General features: G+C 73.3%; 8 protein-coding genes. 3 read left to right on the top strand and 5 right to left on the bottom strand.

Annotation, left to right across the window (positions count from 1 at the left end):
- Positions 1 to 3: 3 nt before the first annotated feature.
- The 5 genes from ABD292_RS10390 to ABD292_RS10410 all read right to left on the bottom strand — a co-directional run bounded on the left by ABD292_RS10390 (position 4) and on the right by ABD292_RS10410 (position 16381).
- Entirely contained in the window at positions 4 to 8196 is an 8193-nt protein-coding gene (locus tag ABD292_RS10390; RefSeq protein WP_344206872.1) for a non-ribosomal peptide synthetase/MFS transporter, read from the bottom strand.
- Complete coding sequence (locus tag ABD292_RS10395) at positions 8193 to 12914, bottom strand: amino acid adenylation domain-containing protein (protein WP_344206873.1); 4722 nt, start codon at positions 12912 to 12914, stop codon at positions 8193 to 8195. The genes ABD292_RS10390 and ABD292_RS10395 overlap by 4 nt, the downstream gene beginning before the upstream one ends.
- A 225-nt stretch (positions 12915 to 13139) precedes the next feature.
- Positions 13140 to 13265 carry a hypothetical protein gene (locus tag ABD292_RS10400; protein ID WP_344206874.1) on the bottom strand — a complete coding sequence of 42 codons (126 nt, stop codon included), beginning with the start codon at positions 13263 to 13265 and terminating at the stop codon, positions 13140 to 13142.
- Positions 13266 to 13384: 119 nt separating this feature from the next.
- Positions 13385 to 14320 (bottom strand): GNAT family N-acetyltransferase, encoded by a 936-nt coding sequence (locus ABD292_RS10405; protein WP_344206875.1) that lies wholly within the window; start codon positions 14318 to 14320, stop codon positions 13385 to 13387.
- 21 nt (positions 14321 to 14341) lie between these two features.
- A complete protein-coding gene (locus tag ABD292_RS10410) occupies positions 14342 to 16381 on the bottom strand; it encodes a family 43 glycosylhydrolase (protein ID WP_344206876.1) in 2040 nt (679 codons plus the stop codon).
- 368 nt (positions 16382 to 16749) lie between these two features.
- On the opposite strand from ABD292_RS10410, the gene xynC reads away from it, so the two are divergent.
- The 3 genes from xynC to ABD292_RS10425 all read left to right on the top strand — a co-directional run bounded on the left by xynC (position 16750) and on the right by ABD292_RS10425 (position 21342).
- The gene (gene xynC, locus ABD292_RS10415) at positions 16750 to 18423 is read left to right on the top strand and encodes a glucuronoarabinoxylan endo-1,4-beta-xylanase XynC (protein ID WP_344206878.1); all 1674 of its coding nucleotides are present in this window, start codon (positions 16750 to 16752) and stop codon (positions 18421 to 18423) included.
- Positions 18424 to 18617: 194 nt separating this feature from the next.
- Entirely contained in the window at positions 18618 to 19943 is a 1326-nt protein-coding gene (locus tag ABD292_RS10420; protein ID WP_344206879.1) for an extracellular catalytic domain type 1 short-chain-length polyhydroxyalkanoate depolymerase, read from the top strand.
- A 22-nt stretch (positions 19944 to 19965) separates the two neighbouring features.
- Entirely contained in the window at positions 19966 to 21342 is a 1377-nt protein-coding gene (locus ABD292_RS10425; protein ID WP_344206880.1) for a glycoside hydrolase family 43 protein, read from the top strand.
- Positions 21343 to 21345 lie beyond the last annotated feature (3 nt).

The following is a 21345-nucleotide window of genomic DNA, read 5'->3' on the forward strand; positions in this document are numbered from 1 at the left end:
TGTTCACGCGCTCAGCACCCTCTCCTGAATGGCGTCCAGGTCGGCCGCGGCCTCGGACGGCGGCGCGGCGTCGGGGACGAGGTCCTCCAGGTGGTGCAGCGGCCGGTACCGCAGCCCCAGCAGTCCCCACACCACCAGGAACACGCCGCTGGCCAGCAGCACCGCCCCCGCGCCTCCGCCGGGACCGTCGGTGAACCGCCCGGCCCACTCCGCCAGCGGATCGGCGGCGAGGAAGCCGATCGGCTGCATGGCCGTCGCGATCATGATGTTCACCGCGAGCACCCGCCCCTGCAGCTCCGGCCCCACCTTGACCTGGATGATCGACAGCCAGTGCGCGTTGCCGATGCTCATGCACGCCAGCCGGATGAACAGCCCGGCCGCGACCAGCCACACGACCGGCCACACGCCCATGAGGATCACGCCGAGCCCGGACCCGGCCACGAAGCCGATCATGCCGGTGGCCCGCCGCCGGGTGCCGCCCCACACCAGCACCACGCCGGTGCCGAGGGCCGCGCCGACACCGCCGATGGCGGTCACCGCGCCCAGGTCGGCCGAGTCGCCGATGGACAGCACGACCGGGGTGACGAGCACCCACATCAGCGCGGTGCAGAAGTTCACCACCGCGAAGTAGAGCGCCATCACCAGCAGCGGCCGCCGCCTGCGCAGGAACCGCCACCCGCCGGTGAGCGCCGCCGTGAACGTCTCCTCGCGCCGGTGGAACAGCCGGTCGGGGAAGCGCACCAGCAGCAGCGTCACGACGCCGACCGCGAATGTGGCCACGTCCACGGCCACCACCGCCGACAACCCGAACAGGCCGATCAGCGCGCCGCCCGCGAGCGGCGCGACCACGTTGCCCACGCCGAAGCCCACGTTCGCCAGCGCGTTGGCCTGCGGCAGGTACGGTTTCGGCACCAGCTGCGCGACCGCCGCCAGCCAGGCGGGCTGCTGGAACGCCGACACGACCGAGGTCACGCCCACGATGAGGCAGACGTTCCAGAACTCCAGCCCCCCGGTGGTCAGCAGCAGCACCAGCGCCACCATGGCGAGCCCGGACAGCGCGTCGCAGGCCAGCATGATCTTGCGCCGGTCCACCCGGTCGGCCAGCGCGCCGCCCAGCGGGGTGAGCAGCACGGCCGGGATCTGCGCCAGCATCGTGACCAGCGCCAGGTCCAGGATCTCGCCGCTGCGCTGGTAGGCCCACACGCCGAGCGCGAACGAGCTCAGCGCCGTGCCCAGCGCCGAGACGATCTGCCCGCTCGCGACCGTGTAGAAGGGCCACAGCCGCGTACGTTCGGGTGGTCGTACCGGTTCCGGCAGTGTTCCGGCCGCCCAGCGGGTCAGGTGCTCCAGCACCAGGGCGGCCAGCGGCTCGGCCTGGTGGCGCAGGAAGTAGTGGCCGGCCCTGGGCAGCACGGCCCGCTCCACCCGTGGCGCGAACGCCGACCACTCGGCGTAGCGCTCCTCGTGCAGCTCGGTGGCGCGGTCGCGCTCGCCGACCAGGCTGAGGATCGGGGCGCGCAGCGGCGTCCCCTCGCCGGCCAGCTCCTGGCTGAACCACTCCTGCGCCTGGTCGGCGTCGTGCCGCATGGCGCGTACGGCGGTGCGCTTGGCGGCCTCGTCCATGTCGTCGAGCAGCCCGCCCGAGGCGCGCAGCGCGTCGCGGAACATCCGGTCCGACACCCAGCGGTCGCCGCCGAACAGCCGCCTGATCGCGCCGGGCAGCCGGGCCGCGGGGAAGCTCGCGGCGGCGATCACGCCCAGCACGGGCACGCCGTCCGCCTCCAGCCGGCGCGCGAGCGCGACGGCGGGCGCGGAGCCCACGCAGTGGCCGTAGATCGCGACCGGGCCCGACGCGCTCTCCGCCACCTCGGCGGCCAGCACGTCCACCAGCTCCTCCAGCGGCAGCGGCGGCTCGTCGGGGCGGGCGGGGTCGTGGCCGGGCAGTTCGGCCGAGAGCACCTCCACCCGGTCGCCGAGCGCCTTGGCCAGCGGCTGGTACACCGCCGCGGACCCGCCGCCGTACGGCACGCACACCAGCGTGAACTCGCTGGTACGGCCGCCGCCCAGGCGGTGCAGCAGCCCACCGCCGTCCTCGCGCCCGAGGAACGCGGCCAGCTCGGCCACGGCGGGCCGGGTGAACAGGTCGATCACCCGCAGCCCGCGGCCGATCTCCTTGACCGCGCGCACCGCGGCGAACGAGTCGCCGCCGAGGGCGAAGAAGTCGTCGCCCGCCCCCACCCGCTCGACGCCGAGCACCTGGGCGAAGACCCCGGCGACCAGCTCCTCGTTCGGGGTCGAGGGCGCCGCGTACGCGGCCTGCTCCGCCACCGGCTCGGGCAGGGCGGCCCGGTCGATCTTCCCGTTGGGGTTGAGCGGAAGCCGGTCGAGCGCCACGACGTGCGCCGGCACCATGTAGTCGGGCAGCCGCTCGCGCAGCGCCGAGCGCACGGCCGCGGCCTCCACGGTCGCGGGCGTCACCCAGGCGGCGAGCTGCCTGGCCTTGCCCTCGCCGACGGGCAGCACCACGGCCTCGGCGACCTGCGGCAGCGCCCGCAGCGCGGTGGTGACCTCGCCCAGCTCCACGCGGTAGCCGCGCACCTTGACCTGGTCGTCCACCCGGCCGCGGAACTCGATCCGCCCGTCGGAGGTGACACGCAGCAGGTCGCCGCTGCGGTAGCAGCGTCCCTCCCCGGTCAGCGGGTCGGGGACGAACCGCTCGGCGGTCAGCTCGGGCCGGCCGATGTAGCCGCGGGTGACGCCGGGGCCGCCGACCACCAGCTCGCCGGGCACACCGGGCGGCACCGGCCGCAGCGCGGCGTCCACCAGGTGCCCGTACACGCCGGGCAGCGGACGGCCCAGCGGCACGATGCCGGTCCGCCGGTCGGCGGGGATCTCCTCGGTGTCGCACACCAGGCAGATCATCGTGGACTCGGTGTGGCCGTAGTGGCTCTGGATCCTGAGCCCGGGCCGGGCGGCCCTGGCCCGCTCCACCAGGTCCCACGGGCACGCCTCGCCCGCCAGGATCAGCAGCTCGCGCGGCAGCACGGCGGCCAGGTCGCCGCCCGAGGCCAGCAGCTCCAGGTGGCTCGGCACGCACTTGACGACGTCCACCTGGTGCTCGGCCAGGTAGCCGGCGAACGCGGCCGGGTCCATCGCGGTCTCGCGCGGCACCAGGTGCACCGTCCCGCCCGTGGTCAGCGCGCCGAACACGCAGGTCAGGCCGAAGTCGGCGGCGGGCGTGGAGACCACGGCGAACGACCCGCCGGGCACGCCGATGCGCGGCAGCATGCCGCCCAGGTAGTTCAGCACGCCGCCGTGCTCGGCGGCCACCGCCTTGGGCGTGCCGGTGGACCCCGACGTGAAGATCACGTGGTGCAGGTGCTCGGGACGTACGTCGACCTCGGGGCGGGTGTCCGGCAGGGACGGCGGCCGGTCGAGCGTCAGCACCCGCCTGCCGTCCCCGATCAGGTGCGCGAACTCGCCCACCGTCACCACGGCCCGCACCCCTGCGGCCTCCAGCATCGCGGCGATCCGCGCCGCCGGGTACGCCGGGTCCATCGGCAGGTAGCCGCCGCCCGACTTCTGGATGCCGAACAACGCGCACGCGAGGTCCGCGCCCGGCTCCAGCAGCACGCCGACCGGCTCGTCCGCGCCCACCCCGGCCTCCAGCAGCCAGTGCGCGATCCGGTTCGCGGCCGACTCCAGCTCCGCGTACGTCAGGGCGCGGTCGGCGCCCACCACGGCCGGGGCGCCGGGAGTCTCGTCCACCCAGCGCTCGATCAGGTGGTGCACCGCCCCGGCGGCCGGCTCGGGCGGCGGCCCGCCGGCCACGACCGGGCCGGTCACCGGCTCCAGCGGCACCGCGCCCACCGGCGCGTCCAGGTCGGCGAGCAGCCCGTCGAGCAGCGCCGTGTACCAGCGGGTCAGCTTGGCCGCGGTGCCCGGCTCGAACAGGTCGGTCCGGTAGGCGAGCCCGCCGCGCAGCGGCACGCCCGGCCCCTCGTCGACGACGTGCCAGCTCAGGTCGAACTTGGTGGTCAGCTCCGGCAGGTGGATCTCGGACGCCTCCAGGCCGGCCAGCTCCGGCCGCGCCACGCCGGAGATGTAGTTGAGCATCACCTGGAACAGCGGCGTGGCCGCAAGGTTCCGCTCCGGCCGCAGCCGGTCCACCACCCGGTCGAACGGCGTGCCCGCGTGCGCGAGCGCGCCCAGCGCGGACTCCCGCGCGCGGGCCAGCAGGTCGCGCCCGGTCGGGTCGCCGCCCACGTCGGTCCGTACGACGACGGTGTTGAGGAAGCAGCCCACGACGCCTTCGGTGTCGGGGTGGTCGCGGCCGGAGACCGGCACGCCGACCGCGATGTCCGCGCTCGCCGACAGCCTGGCCAGCAGCGCCTGCAGCCCGGCCAGCAGCACGATGAACGGCGTGGACCGGTAGGCGGCGGCCACCGCCCTGACCCGCTCGCTCAGCCCGGCCGGCAGCTCCAGGTCGAGCGCGGCCCCGCCGGGGTCGGGCACCGCAGGGCGCGGCCGGTCGGTGGGCAGGTCGAGCACCGGCGGCAGGCCGTCCAGGTGCCCGGCCCACCAGTCCAGGTCGGCCGGGTCGGGGACCGGCGACACCTCGGCGTACTGCGCGGGCGGCGGGTCGAGCGGGGGGCGCAGGCCGAGGCGGGCGGCGTACAGGCCGGACAGCTCCGACAGCAGCAGGCCGCGCGTCCACGCGTCGGTGGCGATGTGGTGGAAGGTGAGCGAGAGCACGTGCTCGTCGTCGCCCCCAGCATCGTTGATGGCGAGCAGCACCGCCCGCATCGGCGGCTCGCGGTCCAGCGCGAACGGCGTGGCCAGGTGCGCGGCCAGCACGTCCTCGACCTCCGACCGGTCCACGCGCGCGGTGGACACGGGCACCTCGCCGGCGTCGCGCACCACCATCACCGGCTCGGGGCCGGAGTCGTCGATCACGCCGCGCAGCACGTGGTGCCGCTCGGCCAGGTCGCGTACCGCGCCCAGCAGCGCCTCCGCCCGCAGCGGGCCGCGCAGCCGCAGCGCCACCGGCACGTTGTAGGCGCTGCTGTCCGGTTCGAGCTGCGCCAGGAACCACAGCCTGGCCTGCACCCCGGACAGCGGCACCGGCCCGTCCGCCGGCGCGCGCCGCACCCGCGCGGCCTCGGCCGGGCGGGGGAGCGCGGCGGCCAGGTCGGCCAGCACCGGGTGCTCGAACAGCAGCCGCACCGGCACCGCCGCGCCCAGCCGCTCCCGCAGCCGCCCGGCCACCCGGGTCGCCGCGAACGAGTGCCCGCCGAGGGCGAAGAAGTCGTCGTCCGCCCACACCTCCGCGAGGCCGAGCACGTCGGCCCAGACCTCGCCCACCAGGCGCTCCGCCGGAGTGCCCAGCGGCACCCGCACCGCGGGCCCCGCCTCGGGCACGGGCAGCGCGGCCCGGTCCACCTTGCCGTTCGGGGTGAGCGGCAGCGCCTCCAGCACGCCGATCGCGGCCGGCACCATGTAGTCGGGCAGCCGCTCGCGCAGCGCCGCCCGCACCTCGGCCGCGTCCACCGTCGCCGGGGTCACCCAGGCGGCCAGGCGCCGCTCCATGCCGGCGCCGACCGGCTGCACGTACGCCTCCGCGACCTGCGGCAGAGCCCGCAGCGCCGCGGCGACCTCACCCAGCTCGACGCGGAAACCGCGCACCTTCACCTGGTCGTCGATCCGCCCCAGGAACTCGACGATCCCGTCCCCGGTCACCCTGACCCGGTCGCCGGTGCGGTACCAGCCGCCGGTGAAGCGCTCCGCGGTGAGGTCGGGGCGGCCCAGGTAGCCGCGGGCCACGCTGGGCCCGCCGATCCACAACTCGCCGGGAACGCCGGGCGGCAGCGCCCGCCCGGACGGGTCGGCCACCCGGCACACCACGTCGGCCAGCGGCCGGCCCAGCGGCGCCCGGCCGGGTGAGCTCTCGCTCGCGTCGCAGGCCAGCACCGACACCGTGGTCTCGGTGGGGCCGTAGTGGATCTGCACCTCCAGGTCCGGCCGCGCCTCACGGACCCGCGCCACCAGGTCCGCCGGCACCGCCTCACCGGCGAGGATCAGCAGCTTCTCCGGTAACGCGGCCGTGCCGAGGAGTTCGAGCTGGCTGGGCACCATCTTGATCGCGTCCACCGGGTGCGCCGCCAGCCGGGCGGCGAACGCGGCCGGGTCGGTGGCCGTCTCGTGGTCGATCAGGTGGAGGGTGGCGCCCGTGGTCAGCGCGCACCACACGTTCGTCATGCCGAGGTCGGCGGCGGCGGTGGAGACCAGCGCGTACGAGGTCAGCCCCGAGGGGACGACCTCGGCCACCGCGCCGAGATAGTGCGTGATGTGCCGGTGCTCGACCGCGACCCCCTTCGGCCGCCCGGTCGAGCCCGAGGTGTAGATCACGTACGCCAGATGCGCCGGCCGCACGGCCACGCCGGGGCGCTCGGCGGAGGCGTCCGCGGCGGCGGCCAGCTCGGCGTCCGTGAGCACGAACCGAGCCCCGGCGTCGGCCACCACCGCCTGGTTGCGCCGCTCCGGATAGACCGGGTCGAGCGGCAGGTAGGCCGCGCCCGCCTTGAGCACGCCGAGCATGGCGACCACCAGCTCGGGCCGCCGCTCCAGCAGCACGCCGACCGGCTCCTCCGGCCGCACCCCGCTCGCCAGCAGCCACTGGGCCACCTGGTTGGCGCGGCGGTCCAGCTCCGCGTAGGTCAGCGAGTCCGTGTAGGTCAGCGAGCCGACCGCGACCGCGTCCGGGCGGGCGTCGGCCACCCGCTCGACCAGCGTGTGCAGCGGCACGTCCACGGGCAGGTCCGCGTCCCGGCCGCGCAGGTCGTCGCCGGCCGGCAGCCGCACCGGCGCGTCCGGGTCGGTGAGCATGCCGTCCAGCAGCTCCAGGTACCAGGCGGCGAGCCGCCGCACGGTGGCCTCGTCGAACAGGTCCGTACGGTAACGCAGCTCGCCCGCGAACCGGGTGCCGTCGTCGCCGAGCTCCAGGTTCAGGTCGAACTTCGCGGTCGGCGCGTCCGGCGACCCGGCCTCGACCTCCAGCCCGGCCAGCGACACCGGCGCGCCGGTGTCGTAGACGTTGAGCATCACCTGGAACAGCGGCGTGACCGCGAGGTTCCGCTCCGGCTGCAGCCGCTCCACGATCCGCTCGAACGGCGTGCCGGCGTGCGCGTACGCGTCCAGCGCCGCCGTGCGCGCCCGCGTCAGCAGCTCCGCGCCGGTCGGGTCGCCCGAGGTGTCGCCGCGCACCACCAGGGTGTTGACGAAACAGCCGACGACCCGCTCGGCGTCGGGATGGTGACGGCCCGCGTGCGGCACCCCGATGGCGACGTCCTCGACGCCGGACAGGCGGCTCAGCAACGCCTGCAACCCGGCCAGGAACACCATGAACGGCGACGTCCCCGCCACCGCGCGCACCTTCGCGGCCAGCGGCGCGGGCACCTCCAACGGGACCGCCGCGCCCTCCCATCCGGGCACGGACGGGCGCGGGCGGGCGAGCGGCAGGTCGAGCACCGGCGGCAGGCCCGCCAGGTGCCCGGCCCACCAGTCGAGGTCGGTGTCCGGCCGCCCGGCCTCCCACGCGGCCACGTCCGCGTACTGCAGGGCGGGGGGAGCGGGCGGCGGCTCCAGGCCGAGGCGGGCGGCGTACAGGCGGGCGAGATCGTCCAGCAGCACGCGTTCCGACCAGGCGTCGGTGGCGATGTGGTGCAGGGTGAGCGCGAGCACGCACTCGTCGCCCGCGAGCCGGAACACCGTGGCCCGCAGGGGCGGCTCGGCGTCCAGCCGGAACGGCCGCCAGGCGTGCGCGGTCAGCTCGCGCTCCAGCTCCGCCGGGTCCACGTCCACCACGGGCACCGGCACGGCGGCGACGGGACGCACCCGTCCGTCCTCGATGACGCCGCGCAGGACCCAGTGCCGCTCGGCCAGGTCCGCCACCGCGCCGGTGAGGGCGGCGACGTCCACCGGGCCGCGCAGCCGCAGCGTCAGCGGCACGTTGTAGGCGGGCGTGTCCGGTTCGAGCTGGGCCAGGAACCACAGCCGCTGCTGCGCCGGCGACAGCGGCATGTCCGTGGCCGACGTCGCCGGGATGCCGGGGGCGGCGGCCTTCTCGTTCTGCTTCAGCGCGGCGGCGAGCCTGGACCGGACGAGTTCGGCGATCCGGTCCTCACGTACTTCGGTCATCCCTCGTTCCCCTCCATCAGGTCGGCGGCCAGCAGCTCCTCCAGCGCGGCGGCGAAGTCGGCGAGCACCGGGCGGTCGAACAGCAACCGCACGGGCACGGCGAGCTGCAACATCTCGCGCAGGCGGGCGGCCACCCTGGTCGCGGCGAACGAGGCCCCGCCGAGGGCGAAGAAGTCGTCGCCGGCCCAGACCTCGGGCCGTTCGAGCACCTCGGCCCAGACGGCGGCCACCAGGCGCTCGGCGTCGGTGGCCGGCGCGACCCGCGCCGGGTCGGGGCCGGTGTCCGGCTCGGGCAGCGCGGCCCGGTCCACCTTGCCGCTGGGCAGCGTGGGCAGGGCCGGCAGGGCGACCCAGCGGCGCGGCACCATGTGGCCGGGCAGCCGGGACCGGGCGTGCCGCTCGATCGCGGCCAGGTCCGCCGTCTCCGGCGCGACGTAGCCGACCAGGTGGGCTTGCGCGTCGGTGCCCGCCACGGTCACCGCGGCGTCGGCGAGCTCGCGCAGCACGGCCTCGATCTCGCCCAGCTCGATCCGGTAGCCGCGGACCTTCACCTGGTGGTCGCGGCGGCCGTGGAACTCCAGCGTCCCGTCCGGCCGCCAGCGCACCAGGTCGCCCGTGCGGTAGCACCGGCCGCCCGGCGTGAACGGGTCGGCCACGAAGGCGGCCGCGGTCAGCTCGGGCCGGCCCCGGTAGCCGCGGGCCACTCCGGCGCCGCCCAGCAGCAGCTCGCCGACCGCGCCCGGCGGCACCAGCCGCAGCCGCGCGTCCACCACGTACGCCCGCTCGCCCGGCATCGGCGACCCGATCGGCACCCGGTCGGCCTCGTGCGCGCGCACCCGGTGCAGCGTCGAGGTGACGGTGGTCTCGGTGGGACCGTAGGCGTTCCACAGCTCGCCGACGCGGAGCAGGATCTGCTCGGCCAGCGCCGGGTCCAGAGCCTCGCCGCCGGCGACGGCGCGCAGCGCCGGGCCGCCCGCCCAGCCGGCCGCGACCAGCATCCGGTACGAGGTCGGCACCAGGTCGATCACCGTGGCCCCGCTCGTGGTGATCAGCTCCGCCAGCGCGTGCCCGTCGGCGGCCGTGGCCCGGTCCACCACCACCGACGTGCCGCCGGCGGTCAGGACGCTCCACAGCTCGGAGGCCGAGGCGTCGAAGCTCAGCGGCGCGACCGCGGGCTGCACGTCGGCCGGGCCGAGGCGGAGCGTCGAGATCATCCCGGCCACGAGGGCGGCCAGGCCGCCGTGGGTGACCTCCACGCCCTTGGGGGCGCCGGTGGAGCCGGAGGTGTAGGTGAGGTACGCCAGGTCGTCGGCGCGGACCTCCGGCAGGTCCGCACGCGGACCCGCCGCGAGCCGGTCCGCGTCGAGCGCCACCGGCCCTGTTTCAGTGGGCGTTTCGCCGCGCGTGAGCACCACGCGGGCGCCCGCGTCCTCGGTCAGCAGGCGCAGCCGCTCGGCCGGGTGGTCCGGGTCCAGCGGCAGGTACGCCGCCCCGGCCCGCCACACGCCCAGCAGCACCGCGGGCAGCATGTGATCGCGCGGCACGCGGACGCCGACCACGTCGCCCCGCGACACCCCGTGCGCCAGCAGCCCGGCCGCGATCCGGTCGGCGCGGTCGTTCAGCTCGGCGTGGCTCAGCGTGACGCCGTCCGGGCCGACCGCCGCCGTGCCCGCCGTGTGCGACGCGAGCGCCGACGGCACCGGCGGCAGGTCGTCGGGCAGCCGCGGCCCGGCCGCGCGGGCCAGCAGCGCGGCGCGCTCGTCGGGGGTGATCGGCTCGAACGCCGCGATCACCAGGTCCGGCTCGGCCACCGCGCGCCGCAGCAGCCACAGCAGCCGGTCCAGGTACGCCTCGGCCGCCTGCCTGCCGAGCAGCGCGACCGCGTACTCCAGGTGCAGCTCGGCGCCGGCGGCCGTCCGGTTGACGAGGACGCTGAACTCGTGCACCGCCGCGCCCGAGCCGACCTCGGTCAGCAGTTCGAGGCAGCCGGCGCGCACCGGCACCTCGGCGTGCTGCATGGCCAGCAGCGCCGGGGCGCGGGGCAGGTCGGCGGGCGGGACCTCCTGATGGACCAGCGCCCGCGTGCTGGCCTCCCCGGCCTGCCTGACCAGGTCGCGGAAGGTCGGCGCGGCATCCGTCCGCAGCCGCACCGGCACCGTGTCGATCAGCGGTCCGACGATCCGGGCCAGCTCCGGCTCGGCGCGCCGCGCCGCGACCATGCCGATCAGCGTGTCGGGCTCCCCGGCGGCCAGGGCGAGAGCGGCCAGATACACCGCGAACGGGGTCGTGCCGCACGTGCGGGCCAGCGCGGCCACGCCGTCCGTGAACTCCTCGGGCAGCGGCCTGATCACCCGGCCGGTCGTCAGGTCGCCGGGCGGCGGCCCCGCCACCGGCGCCCCCTCCAGCTCGGTGCGCCAGAACTCCCGCAGCCGCGCGAGGTCGGCCCGGCCCTCCTGCTCGCGCGCCGCCACGTCGCCGAGCTGCACCGCAGGCTCGGCGACGGGCTCACCCGCCAGCTCGGCGGCCAGCTCCTCCATCAGCACGCCGACGGAACCGCCGTCGAAGGCGAGGTGGTCCGTCACGAGCACCAGCTCGGCAACGTCGTCCCCTGCCGGGCACAGGCTCGCGCGCAGCAGCGGCACCTCGTTCGTCACGTCGAACACGTGCTCCGCGGCGGCCCTGGCCACCTTCACCGGGTCCGCGCCCGCCGGATGCTCGACCAGAGGGACGGGGACGGGCGGGTGCACGACCGCGTACGGGACGCCGTCCTCGCCGACCGAGACCGTGCTGCGCAGGGCCTCGTGCCGGCGCAGGATCGCGTCGAGTGCCGCGCGCAGCGGCGCGCTTCCGCCGAGGCCGCGTACGCGGAGCCGTACCGACACGGTGGTGACCGGACTGTGCGGGTGCAGCTGGCGTAGCGTCCAGAATTCGCGTTGCGCGGCGGTGAGCGGGTGCCGGGTCGCGCCGGTCCGCCGCACCGGCGCCGATCCCGGCTCACGCAGGCGCGCCGCGAGCCCGGCCGCGGTCGGCTCGGTCAGGAACGCCGCCAGCGGCACGGTGTGCCCGAGCCGCCGTGACAGCTCCGTCACCACCCGTGCGGCCGCCAGCGAGTGCCCGCCCAGGTCGGCGAACCGGTCGTGCACGCCCACCTCAGGCAGGTCCAGCACGTCCGCGATGACCTCGGCCACCTGGCGCTCGTCGTCCGTCCGTGGCGCGACCAGCGCCTCGCTCCCCGTACGGGCGGCGCGCAGCTTGGGCAGGGCCGCGCGGTCCACCTTGCCCATCGGGGCGATCGGCAGGTCGGCGGTCACGCCGATCCTGGCCGGGACCAGGTGGTCGGGCAGGCGGTCACGCAGCCAGTCGCGCAGCTCGGGCTCGGTCACGCCGGAAGCCGCCACGTGGGCGGCGAGGTAGGCGATGCCGTCGTCGTCGGTGTCCGCCAGCACGACCGAGCGGTGCACGGCGGGGTGGCGGTCCAGCGCCGACTCGACCTCGCCCAGCTCCACCCGGTAGCCGCGGATCTTGACCTGGTCGTCGGCGCGGCCCACGTAACGCAGCAGGCCGTCCACCCACCGGACCAGGTCGCCGCTGCGGTAGACGCGGGTGCCGTCCGGCTCGGTGCGGAACGCCTGCGACTCGTGGCCCAGGTAGCCGCGGGTCACGCCGGGCCCGCCGATCCACAGCTCGCCCACGTCTCCGTCGGCGACCGGCCTGCCGTCGGGGTCGCGCACGCTGAGCAGCGCGTTCGCCATCGGCCCGCCCAGCGGCGGGTCGTCCTGGGAGCCGCGGCTCACCTCATGGAGGGTGCAGCCGGTGGTGCACTCGGTGGGGCCGTACATGTTGAGCACGCGGCGTACGCCCGGGTTGGCGTACATGCGGGCGACCAGGGCGGCGGTCAGCCGCTCGCCGCCGGAAAGGATCATGCGCACGCCGTCCGGCAGCGGCTCGCGCAGCAGCACCGACAGCGCGGACGGGACACCGAAGACCGTGCGCACCTCGTCGCGGGCCGGCAGCGTCGGCAGCGACAGCACGTTGTCCGCCATGATCACGGTCCCGCCGGCGCAGAGCGGCGTGAAGATCTGCGTGATCGAGGCGTCGAAGCAGATGGAGGAGCCGGCCAGCATGCCGCTCAGCTCCTCGGCCGTGTAGGCGGACGCCTCCCAGCGCACGAAGTTGAGGGTGTTGCGGTGCTCCACGACCACGCCCTTGGGGCGGCCGGTGGAGCCGGAGGTGTAGATGACGTACGCGGCGTCGCCCGGCTCGCCGGGCACCTCGGGCCCGCGCGCCGCGGGCGTCGTGTCGTCGACGAGCACGGTGCCGGCGCCGGTCAGCGCCGCGGTGTCGCGCTGCGCCGCAGAGGTGACCACCACGCCCGCGCCGGAGTCCTCGGCCATGAACCGTAACCGCTCCGCGGGGTAGGCCGGGTCCAGCGGCACGTAGGCCGCCCCCGCCTTCAGCACCCCGATCAGCGCGGGCACCAGCCACTCGTCGCGGCTCAGGCAGATCCCGACCAGGTCGCCGCGTCCGACACCCCTCGCGACCAGGGCGTCGGCGACCCCGTTGGCCATGCGGTCGACCTCGGCGTAGGTCAGCCGGCTCGTGCCCGCGACGACGGCCACACGATCGGGCGTACGCCGGCACTGCGCCTCCACGGCCTCGTGGAGGCGGCCGGGCGAGTCGGTGAGAGGACGGTTCGCGCCCGTCACATCCGTGTTCATGTGTCCTCTTTCCAGCAAAGGTCGAACGTGCCCGGGCGAGGTCGTCGCTGGGCGCGCGAGGTCGCGCGGGCGGCTCACCGGCGCATGGTCGGCGCGTGCGTCCGCGGCGCGGGTCTTCTCCGTGGGGTCATCTGCTCGCTTCGCAAAGGATCATTATCCTCCGCAGATCAGCATCAATGACCCGGCTTGCTACTGACTTGGAACCTGCTTGATCTTGCTTGCAGGTCAGGTCAGGGCGAGCCCGGAGAGCTGTGCTCTGCTGGTCACATGGAGCTGGGGAAAGGCCCGGTAGAGGTGGTAGTTGACGTTCTCGGGGCTCAGGAAGAGCCGCGCTCGACGGCCTGCGCCCACGCCAGACCCGGATCAGGCGCAGACCGGGGGCACCGACACTCTGGCCGCCGCGACGGCCGCGGCGGACCCGGCGACCACGGGGAACGCCCGGCCCGTCAACGCCGGCAGGCCGACGGCGGTCAGGCGGTCCGTCGCATCACGTGGAACCGCCGGGTGACCTCGTAGCCCGCCTTGGTGTAGAGCTGGCCGGCCGGAGTGGCCTCGCCGGTCCACAGGAACCACGACGAATGCAGTCCTTCTGCGCGCATCCTGGTCATGGTGAGGTGGAGGAGGATCTTGCCGAGGCCGGTGCCGCGCCGGCCGGGGTCGACGCCGAAGGGGCCGAAGCGCTCGGGGGTGCCGCGGTAGGCCCCGTACAGGGCGAAGCCCTCTATATGGTCTTTTTTCGCGATGACGACGCGTTCGGGGTCGCGGTGCTGCCGGATGGCCTCGCCCCAGTCGGGGTTGAAGGCGCCGGCCGCGAAACGGATCAGCTCCGGCAGCTCGCCCACGGTGGGGCTGCGGAAGACGTACCCCTCGCGCTCCCGCTCGCGCAGCAGCCCGTGCACCTCGGGCGGGGCCTGGTAGCCGACGAGGGTGCGGTCCATGGCGACCGGTGAAGAGAGCGTACGGAAGCCGAGCTCGCCCAGCAGCCGGTAGGCGCCGGGATAGAGCTCGGCGTCCACGCCCGGCAGCACGTAGTTGGGGGTGTACGACGAGAAGTCCACCGTCGTGCGGCCGAGGCCCTCCAGGAACGCCACCGCCTCGCCGACCAGCCGCCGCCCCAGGCCGCCGCCCCGGTGCTCCGGGACGACGAAGAAGAACGGGATCCAGCCGGCGTCCGGCTCCAGGCCCGTGCCGGGCGCCAGGGGGACGAGGCGGCGGACGGCGTACGCGCAGCCCACCACCTCGTCCCCGTCCACGGCCACGCGCAGGCCCTCGGGGTCGAAGTTCGCATCGAGCAGCACCCGGTCACCGAACCAGCGGGACGTCGTCGGGTCGGCGGGCATGCTGCGGTTCCAGGCGGCGACGAGGGGGACCTCGTCGCAGGACCGGAAGGGGCGGACGGCGACCATGGGGGAGAGCCTATGCCCGCGTCAGGGCGTGGTGAGATCGAAGCGGCGTACGGTCACCGCCCCGCCGAGCGACTGCGTCGCGTAGTTGAAGATCCCGAACCGGTAGCCCATGAAGAACTGCCAGGCGTTGTTCAACGTGAAGGCCGGCCCGAGGCTCGTGAACGTGCTGCCGTCGGTGCTGTAGGAGAAACGGGCCTGCCTGCCGGACCCCGGCCGGATGTCGGCGGTGGCGCGCAACCAGATCCGGCCGCCCGAGACGTTCGCGCTCGCCGCCTCCGTGCCGGTGCCGGTGGTCTGCCACGAACTGTTCATGGTCAGTCCGTTGGTCATCACGACCCGGTTGACGCCATTGTCGCGTTTGACGCCGATCCAGGCCGACTGGTCGCGCAGCATGGCCAGCCCGGCGCGGTCGCCGTTGCTCATCTGCGAGTAGTCGAGCTCGATCGTCGCCGTGGACGAGGGGCCCTGGATGCGGTGGGTCAGCGTGTTCCTGGCGTTGTAGAGGTCGTTCGTGACGGTCGCGGTCTGCAGGCGCAGGCCGTTGCCGGTGGAGAAGCGGCTGGTGTCGGGGTTGTGGTTCCACTCCCAACGGTGCCCGAGGCTGCCCGAGGTGAAGGTGTCCGGCCCGATCATGGACGAGACGGTGCGGCTGGTCTGGATGTTCGGCTTCGGGTAGCTGGCTCCCCAGCCGCCGTTGACGGTCTGCACGGTCGGCCAGTCGCCGCTCCAGGTGATCGGCGCGAGCGCCGGCACCCGGCCGCCGGGGTAGGCGTCGACGAACGACATGTAGTACCAGTCGCCGTTCTGGGTCTGGACAAGGCCGCCCTGGTGGGGGACGCCGCCGCCGGAGATGGGGCTCGGCATGTTCAGCAGGACCTGGCGCATCTCGTACGGGCCCCACGGCGAGGTGGAGCGGAGCACGTACTGGCCGTTGGCGGGGCGGGTCAGCCAGATGTAGTAGTAGCCGTTCCGCTTGTAGAAGCGGGAGCCCTCCAGGGTGCCGACGCTGCTCGGGGTCTGGAACACCTGCTGGGCGCGGACCTGGCTGAGCCCGTCGGCCGAGAGCTGGGCGACGCTGATGGTGCCGTTGCCGTAGGCGACGTACATGGTGTCGTCGGTGTCGACCAGCAGGCCGGCGTCGTAGTAGCAGTTGTTGATCTGCGAGCGTTTGGTCCACGTGCCGTCCACGGCGGACGCGGTGTAGACGTAGGTCCGGTTGAACTCGATGCATCCGATCCAGTAGTAGGTGCTGTTGCTGGGCCGGTAGTTCAGGGTGGAGGCCCAGATGCCCTTCACGTACGCCCGGCCGCCGTTGAGGTCGTAGGCATTGGAGCCGAAGTCGAGCCTCGGGACCGAATGTCCCGCGTACTCCCAGTCGACCAGGTTGTAGGAGCGCAGGATCGGCGCGCCCGGCGAGTAGTGCATGGTCGAGGCCGAGTAGTAGTAGGCGTCGCCGACCCGGATGATGTCGCCGTCGGCGAAGTCCTGCCAGACGACCGGGTTGGTGTAGCTGCCGTTGCCGTTGCCGCTGCCGTTGACCGGGACGAGTTGCCATTGCTGGTTGGCGCCGCCCCAGTCGTCGTACTGGACGATGTTGCCGCCGTCGGCGGTGGAGGCGCCCTGCACTTCGAGGGCCTTGTTGCTGTGGCGGGCGATGAGCCTGACGTAGCCGTCGGGGCTGTCGGCCAGGCGCCACTGCTGGTTCGTGCCGTTGGTGTCGGTCCATTGGACGATGGCGGCGCCGTTGGCGGTGGACTGGTTGGAGACGTCGAGGACCTTGCCGGAGTGGCGGGACTTGACGCGGTAGTAGCCGCCTCCGGAGTCCACGAACTGCCACTGCTGCTGGTTCTGGTTGTTGCGGGTCCACTGGGTGATGCGGCCGCCGTCGGCGGTGGACAGGTTGTAGACGTCCAGGGCCTTGCCGCTGTTGCGGTTCACCAGGACGTACCAGGCGTTGGTGTCGACGGTGGCCGCGTTGGCGGGCTGGGTCTGCAGGGCGACGAGCAGGCCGGCCAGTAGGGCGGTCACCGTCGCCAGGATGGACAGAGGTCTGTGCTTCATCGGGCGCTCCGCTGTTAGCGCTAACACGAACGGGGCTTCGTCGCGGAGTACATCCGACAGGCGGCCCGGCGTCAACGAGAGGGGTCGCCCGCCGAGCGGGAGTTTCGCCGTCATCCGGCCTTCCCTCCTGGAGTTTCGCCTCCGGGGAGGGCGGAGCGGCAGCGCTCGTACGCATGAAAGTTTCATGGAATTCGCTGGGCGGCACTCCTTAAGTTGCGAAAACCAGGCCATTAAGTTTCCGGCCTCACATGGTTGACGGGCCGGAGTCAGGGCTTTACGTTCCTCCGGAAAAGCCACCAGGAGGAACCATGACAGAGCCCGCGCCCGGAGATCGCCGATCGCTGAGCCGGAGAGCCGTCCTGACGACGATGGGAGCACTGCCGGTCCTCGCGGCCACGACACGGCCCGCGACGGCCGCCGCGGCGGTGGTCATCGACCCGTCGGCGCGCAGGCAGACGATCCGGGGCTTCGGCGGCATGGCCCATGCGGCCTGGATCGGCGACCTGACGGCCGCCCAGCGGGAGACGGCGTTCGGCGCCGGCGAGGGGCGGCTGGGGTTCTCGGTGCTGAGGATCCCCGTTCCCGAGAACCAGGCGGACTGGAGCCGCGACCTGGCGACGGCACGGCGCGCGGCCGAGCTCGGCGCGACCGTGATCGCCTCGCCGTGGAACCCGCCCGCCGCCATGGTCGAGACCTTCGTCCGCGGCAGCCAGACCAACGCCAGGCGCCTCAAGTACGGCTCGTACGCCGCCTACGCCCAGCACCTCAACGACTTCACCACGTACATGCGGAACAACGGGGTGAACTTATACGGCATATCCGTGCAGAACGAGCCCGACTACGCGCAGGAATGGACGTGGTGGACCCCCGCCGAGATGGTGCGCTTCCTGCGGGAGAACGCCGGCTCGATCAGCACCAGGGTCATCGCGCCCGAGTCCTTCCAGTACCTGAAGAACATGTCGGACCCGATACTCAACGACCCCACGGCGCTCGCCAACGTGGACATCATCGGGGCCCACCTCTACGGCACGTCGTACGCGAACTTCCCCTACCCCCTCTTCCAGCAGAAGGGCGCGGGCAAGGAACTCTGGATGACCGAGGTCTACTACCCCAACAGCAGCGACTCGGCGGACCTCTGGCCCCAGGCGCTGGACGTGGGGGAGCACATCCACCACGCCATGGTGGACGCCGAGTTCCAGGCGTACATCTGGTGGTACATCCGGCGCAGCTACGGCCCGATGCGGGAGGACGGGCAGCTCAGCAAGCGCGGTGCCAACATGGCGCAGTTCGCCAGGTTCGTCCGCCCGGGGTACGTGCGGATCGCGGCGACGGCGAACCCGGTGTCGAACGTCTACGTCTCGGCGTACCGGGGCGGTGACGGCACGGTCGCCATCGTCGCCATCAACAAGACGACCTCCGCGGTGAGCCAGCAGTTCACCCTGGCCGGCGGCACCGCGTCCAGCGTGTCGTCGTGGGTGACCGACGCGAGCAGGAACGTCGCGCCCCAGGGCGCGGCCGGCGTGTCGAACGGCTCCTTCACCGCCACGCTGCCCGCCCGCAGCGTGACGACCTTCGTGACCGGGGTGACCCAGGCCCCCGGCGGCGTGGTGGACACCACCGCCTGGTACGTCCTGGTCAACCGCAACAGCGGCAAGGCGCTGGACGTCTACAACCTGTCCACCGCCGACGGCGGCCGCATCACGCAATGGACCCGTAACAACCAGAACCAGCAGCAGTGGCAGTTCGTGGACTCCGGCGGCGGCTACTACCGGCTCAAGTCCCGCCACTCCGGCAAGGTCCTCGACGTCTACAACTTCTCCACCGCCAACGGCGGCGCGATCGTGCAGTGGACCGACTCCAACGGCACGAACCAGCAGTGGCGCCTGGCCGACAGCCCCGACGGCTACGTGAGACTCATCTCCCGCCACAGCAACAAGGCACTCGAAGTGCAGGGCGCCTCCACCGCCGACGGCGGCAACATCGTCCAGTACGACGACTGGGGCGGCACCAACCAGCAATGGCAGCTCGCGCGCGTGGGCTGACCGAACGCCGAAAGTTTCACAGCAGGCCCGAGTCCCGCAGGACCGGAAAATCCGAGGTGAGCGCATTCACCCGCTGCCGTCTCCATTCGGCCGCAAGCTAAGGCGCTCTTGACAGTACCTTTCTGCCCCGTATTTGCTCCGTCCTGCCACCACCTCCAGCACATTGTTAGCGCTAACACAGGAAAGGCGAACCGATGAAGCGTACGAGAAGACGCGCGGGCATCGGAACCGTCCTGGCGGTCCTGATCACGGCGGCGGTCACCGCGCTGTCCGCGTTCCTCACGGCCACGCCGCAGGCGTCGGCCGCGGTCCTGACCGAGGTGACGGGCTTCGGGACCAACCCCGGCGGCCTGCGGATGTACCTCTACGTCCCCGACAGGGTGGCATCCCGGCCGGGCGTCCTGGTCGCGATGCACGGCTGCAACGGCTGGGCGCCGGGCTTCCACCAGGGGACCGAGTTCGCCTCGCTGGCCGACAGGTACGGCTTCGTCGTCATCTACCCGCAGGCCAACAAGAGCGCCAACGGCATGTCGAACTGTTTCGACGTGTGGTCGAACGAGGCCCTGCGCCACGGCGGCGGCAGTGACCCGGTGTCGATCGTCTCCATGGTGAACCACGTGCTGCAGCGCTACAACGGCGACCCGCAGCGGGTGTTCGCCACCGGGTTCTCCTCCGGCGCGATGGAGACGCTCAACCTGCTGGCCACGTACCCGGACGTGTTCAAGGCCGGCGCGCCGTACGCGGGAGTGCCCTACGGCTGCCTCGGGCCCGCCGGGTGCGGCGACAAGACGCCGCAGCAGTGGGGCGACCTGGTCAGGAACGCCTACCCCGGCTACACCGGGCCCCGGCCCCGCGTGCAGGCCTGGCACGGCACCGCCGACTCCGTGCTGCAGTACACGATGCTGCAGGAGGAGGTCGACCAGTGGACGAACGTGCACGGGCTGAGCCAGACCCCGGCCTCCACCGACAGCCCGCAGTCCGGCTGGACCCGGCGGGTGTTCGGCTCGGGCCAGGTCGAGGCGTACACCATCTCGGGAGCCGGCCACGACCTGCCGCGAGCGGGGATGGCCGCGTACGCCATCCGCTTCTTCGGCCTGGACGCCGGCGGCTCCCCGACGACGACGCCCACGTCCGGTGACGCGACCGGGCCGCTCAGGGGAGTCGGCTCCGGGCGCTGCCTGGACGTGCCCGGCGCCGCCACCACCGACGGCACGCAGGTGCAGCTGTGGGACTGCAACGGGCGGAGCAATCAGCAGTGGGCCGCCACCTCGGCCGGCGAGCTCAGGGTCTACGGCAACAAATGCCTCGACGCGGCCGGCAGCGGCAACGGCGCGGCCGTCCAGATCTACTCCTGCCACGGCGGGGCCAACCAGTCGTGGCGCCTGAACTCCGACGGCACCGTCACCGGCGCGCAGTCCGGGCTGTGCCTCGACGCCGTGGGCCAGGGCACCGCCAACGGCACCCGGATCCAGCTCTACACCTGCCACGGCGGCGCCAACCAGCGCTGGACCCGCACCTGACCCCCCCTAACAGAAGGTGATCATGAATCTTCGGTTCGGCGCTCTCTCCGGGCGCGCTGCGCTCGTGATCGCGGCGCTGCTCTGCCTCGTGGCGGTGATCCCCGGCACGGCCAGGGCGGACAACCCGATCGTCCAGACGATCTACACGGCCGACCCCGCTCCGCTGGTGCACAACGGCCGGGTCTACCTCTACACCGGACACGACGAGGACGGCTCGACGTACTTCACCATGAAGGAGTGGCGGGTCTGGTCGTCCGCCGACCTGGTGAACTGGACCGACCACGGCTCGCCGATGAACGTGGCGACCTTCAGCTGGGCGAGCGCGGACGCGTGGGCGGGCCAGACCATCCAGCGGAACGGCAAGTTCTACTGGTACGTCCCGGTCAAGGACCGGGCGAGCGGTCAGATGGCCATCGGCGTCGGGGTCTCCGACAGCCCCACCGGACCCTTCAGGGACGCCATCGGCCGCCCCCTCGTCAGGAACGGTGAGATCGACCCCACGGTCTTCATCGACGACAACGGGCAGGCGTACCTGTACTGGGGCAACCCCAACCTCTGGTACGTCCGGCTCAACGCCGACATGATTTCGTACTCCGGCAGCCCCACCCAGATCCCGCTCACCACGGCGGGCTTCGGCACCCGCACCGGCAACGCCAGCCGGCCCACGCTGTACGAGGAGGGCCCCTGGGTCTACAAGCGCAACGGCCTCTACTACAACGTCTTCGCCGCGAAATGCTGCTCGGAGTTCATCGGCTATTCGACGGCCCCCGGCCCCACCGGCCCCTGGACCTACCGCGGGACGGTCATGCCCACGCAGGGCAGCAGCTTCACCAACCACGCCGGCGTCATCGACTTCAACGGCGGTTCCTACTTCTTCTACCACAACGGCGCACTGCCGGGCGGCGGCGGCTTCACCCGTTCGGTCGCCGTCGAGAAGTTCACCTACAACGCCGACGGCACCATCCCGACGATCAACATGACCACGACCGGAGCGCCCCAGGTCGGCACCCTGAACCCCTACGTCCGCCAGGAGGCCGAGACGATCGCCTGGGAGTCCGGCGTGGAGACCGAGCCCGCCAGCGAAGGCGGCATGAACGTCGGGTGGATCGAGAACGGCGACTACGTCAAGGTCAAGGGCGTCGCCTTCGGCTCCGGCGCGAGGTCCTTCAGCGCGCGGGTCGCCTCGGCGGCCGGCGGCGGCCGCATCGAGCTGCGCCTGGACGGGCCCAACGGCACCCTCGTGGGGACGTGCACCGTGGCGGGCACCGGCGGCTGGCAGACATGGACGACGGTCACCTGCCCGGTGAACGGCGCGACGGGCACCCACGACCTGTACTTCAGGTACGCCGGCGGCAGCGGCTACCTGTTCAACGTGAACTGGTGGCAGTTCACCTCCTGAAGG

The organism is Nonomuraea bangladeshensis, from assembly GCF_039529455.1.
In the GTDB taxonomy this organism is placed as follows: domain Bacteria; phylum Actinomycetota; class Actinomycetes; order Streptosporangiales; family Streptosporangiaceae; genus Nonomuraea; species Nonomuraea bangladeshensis.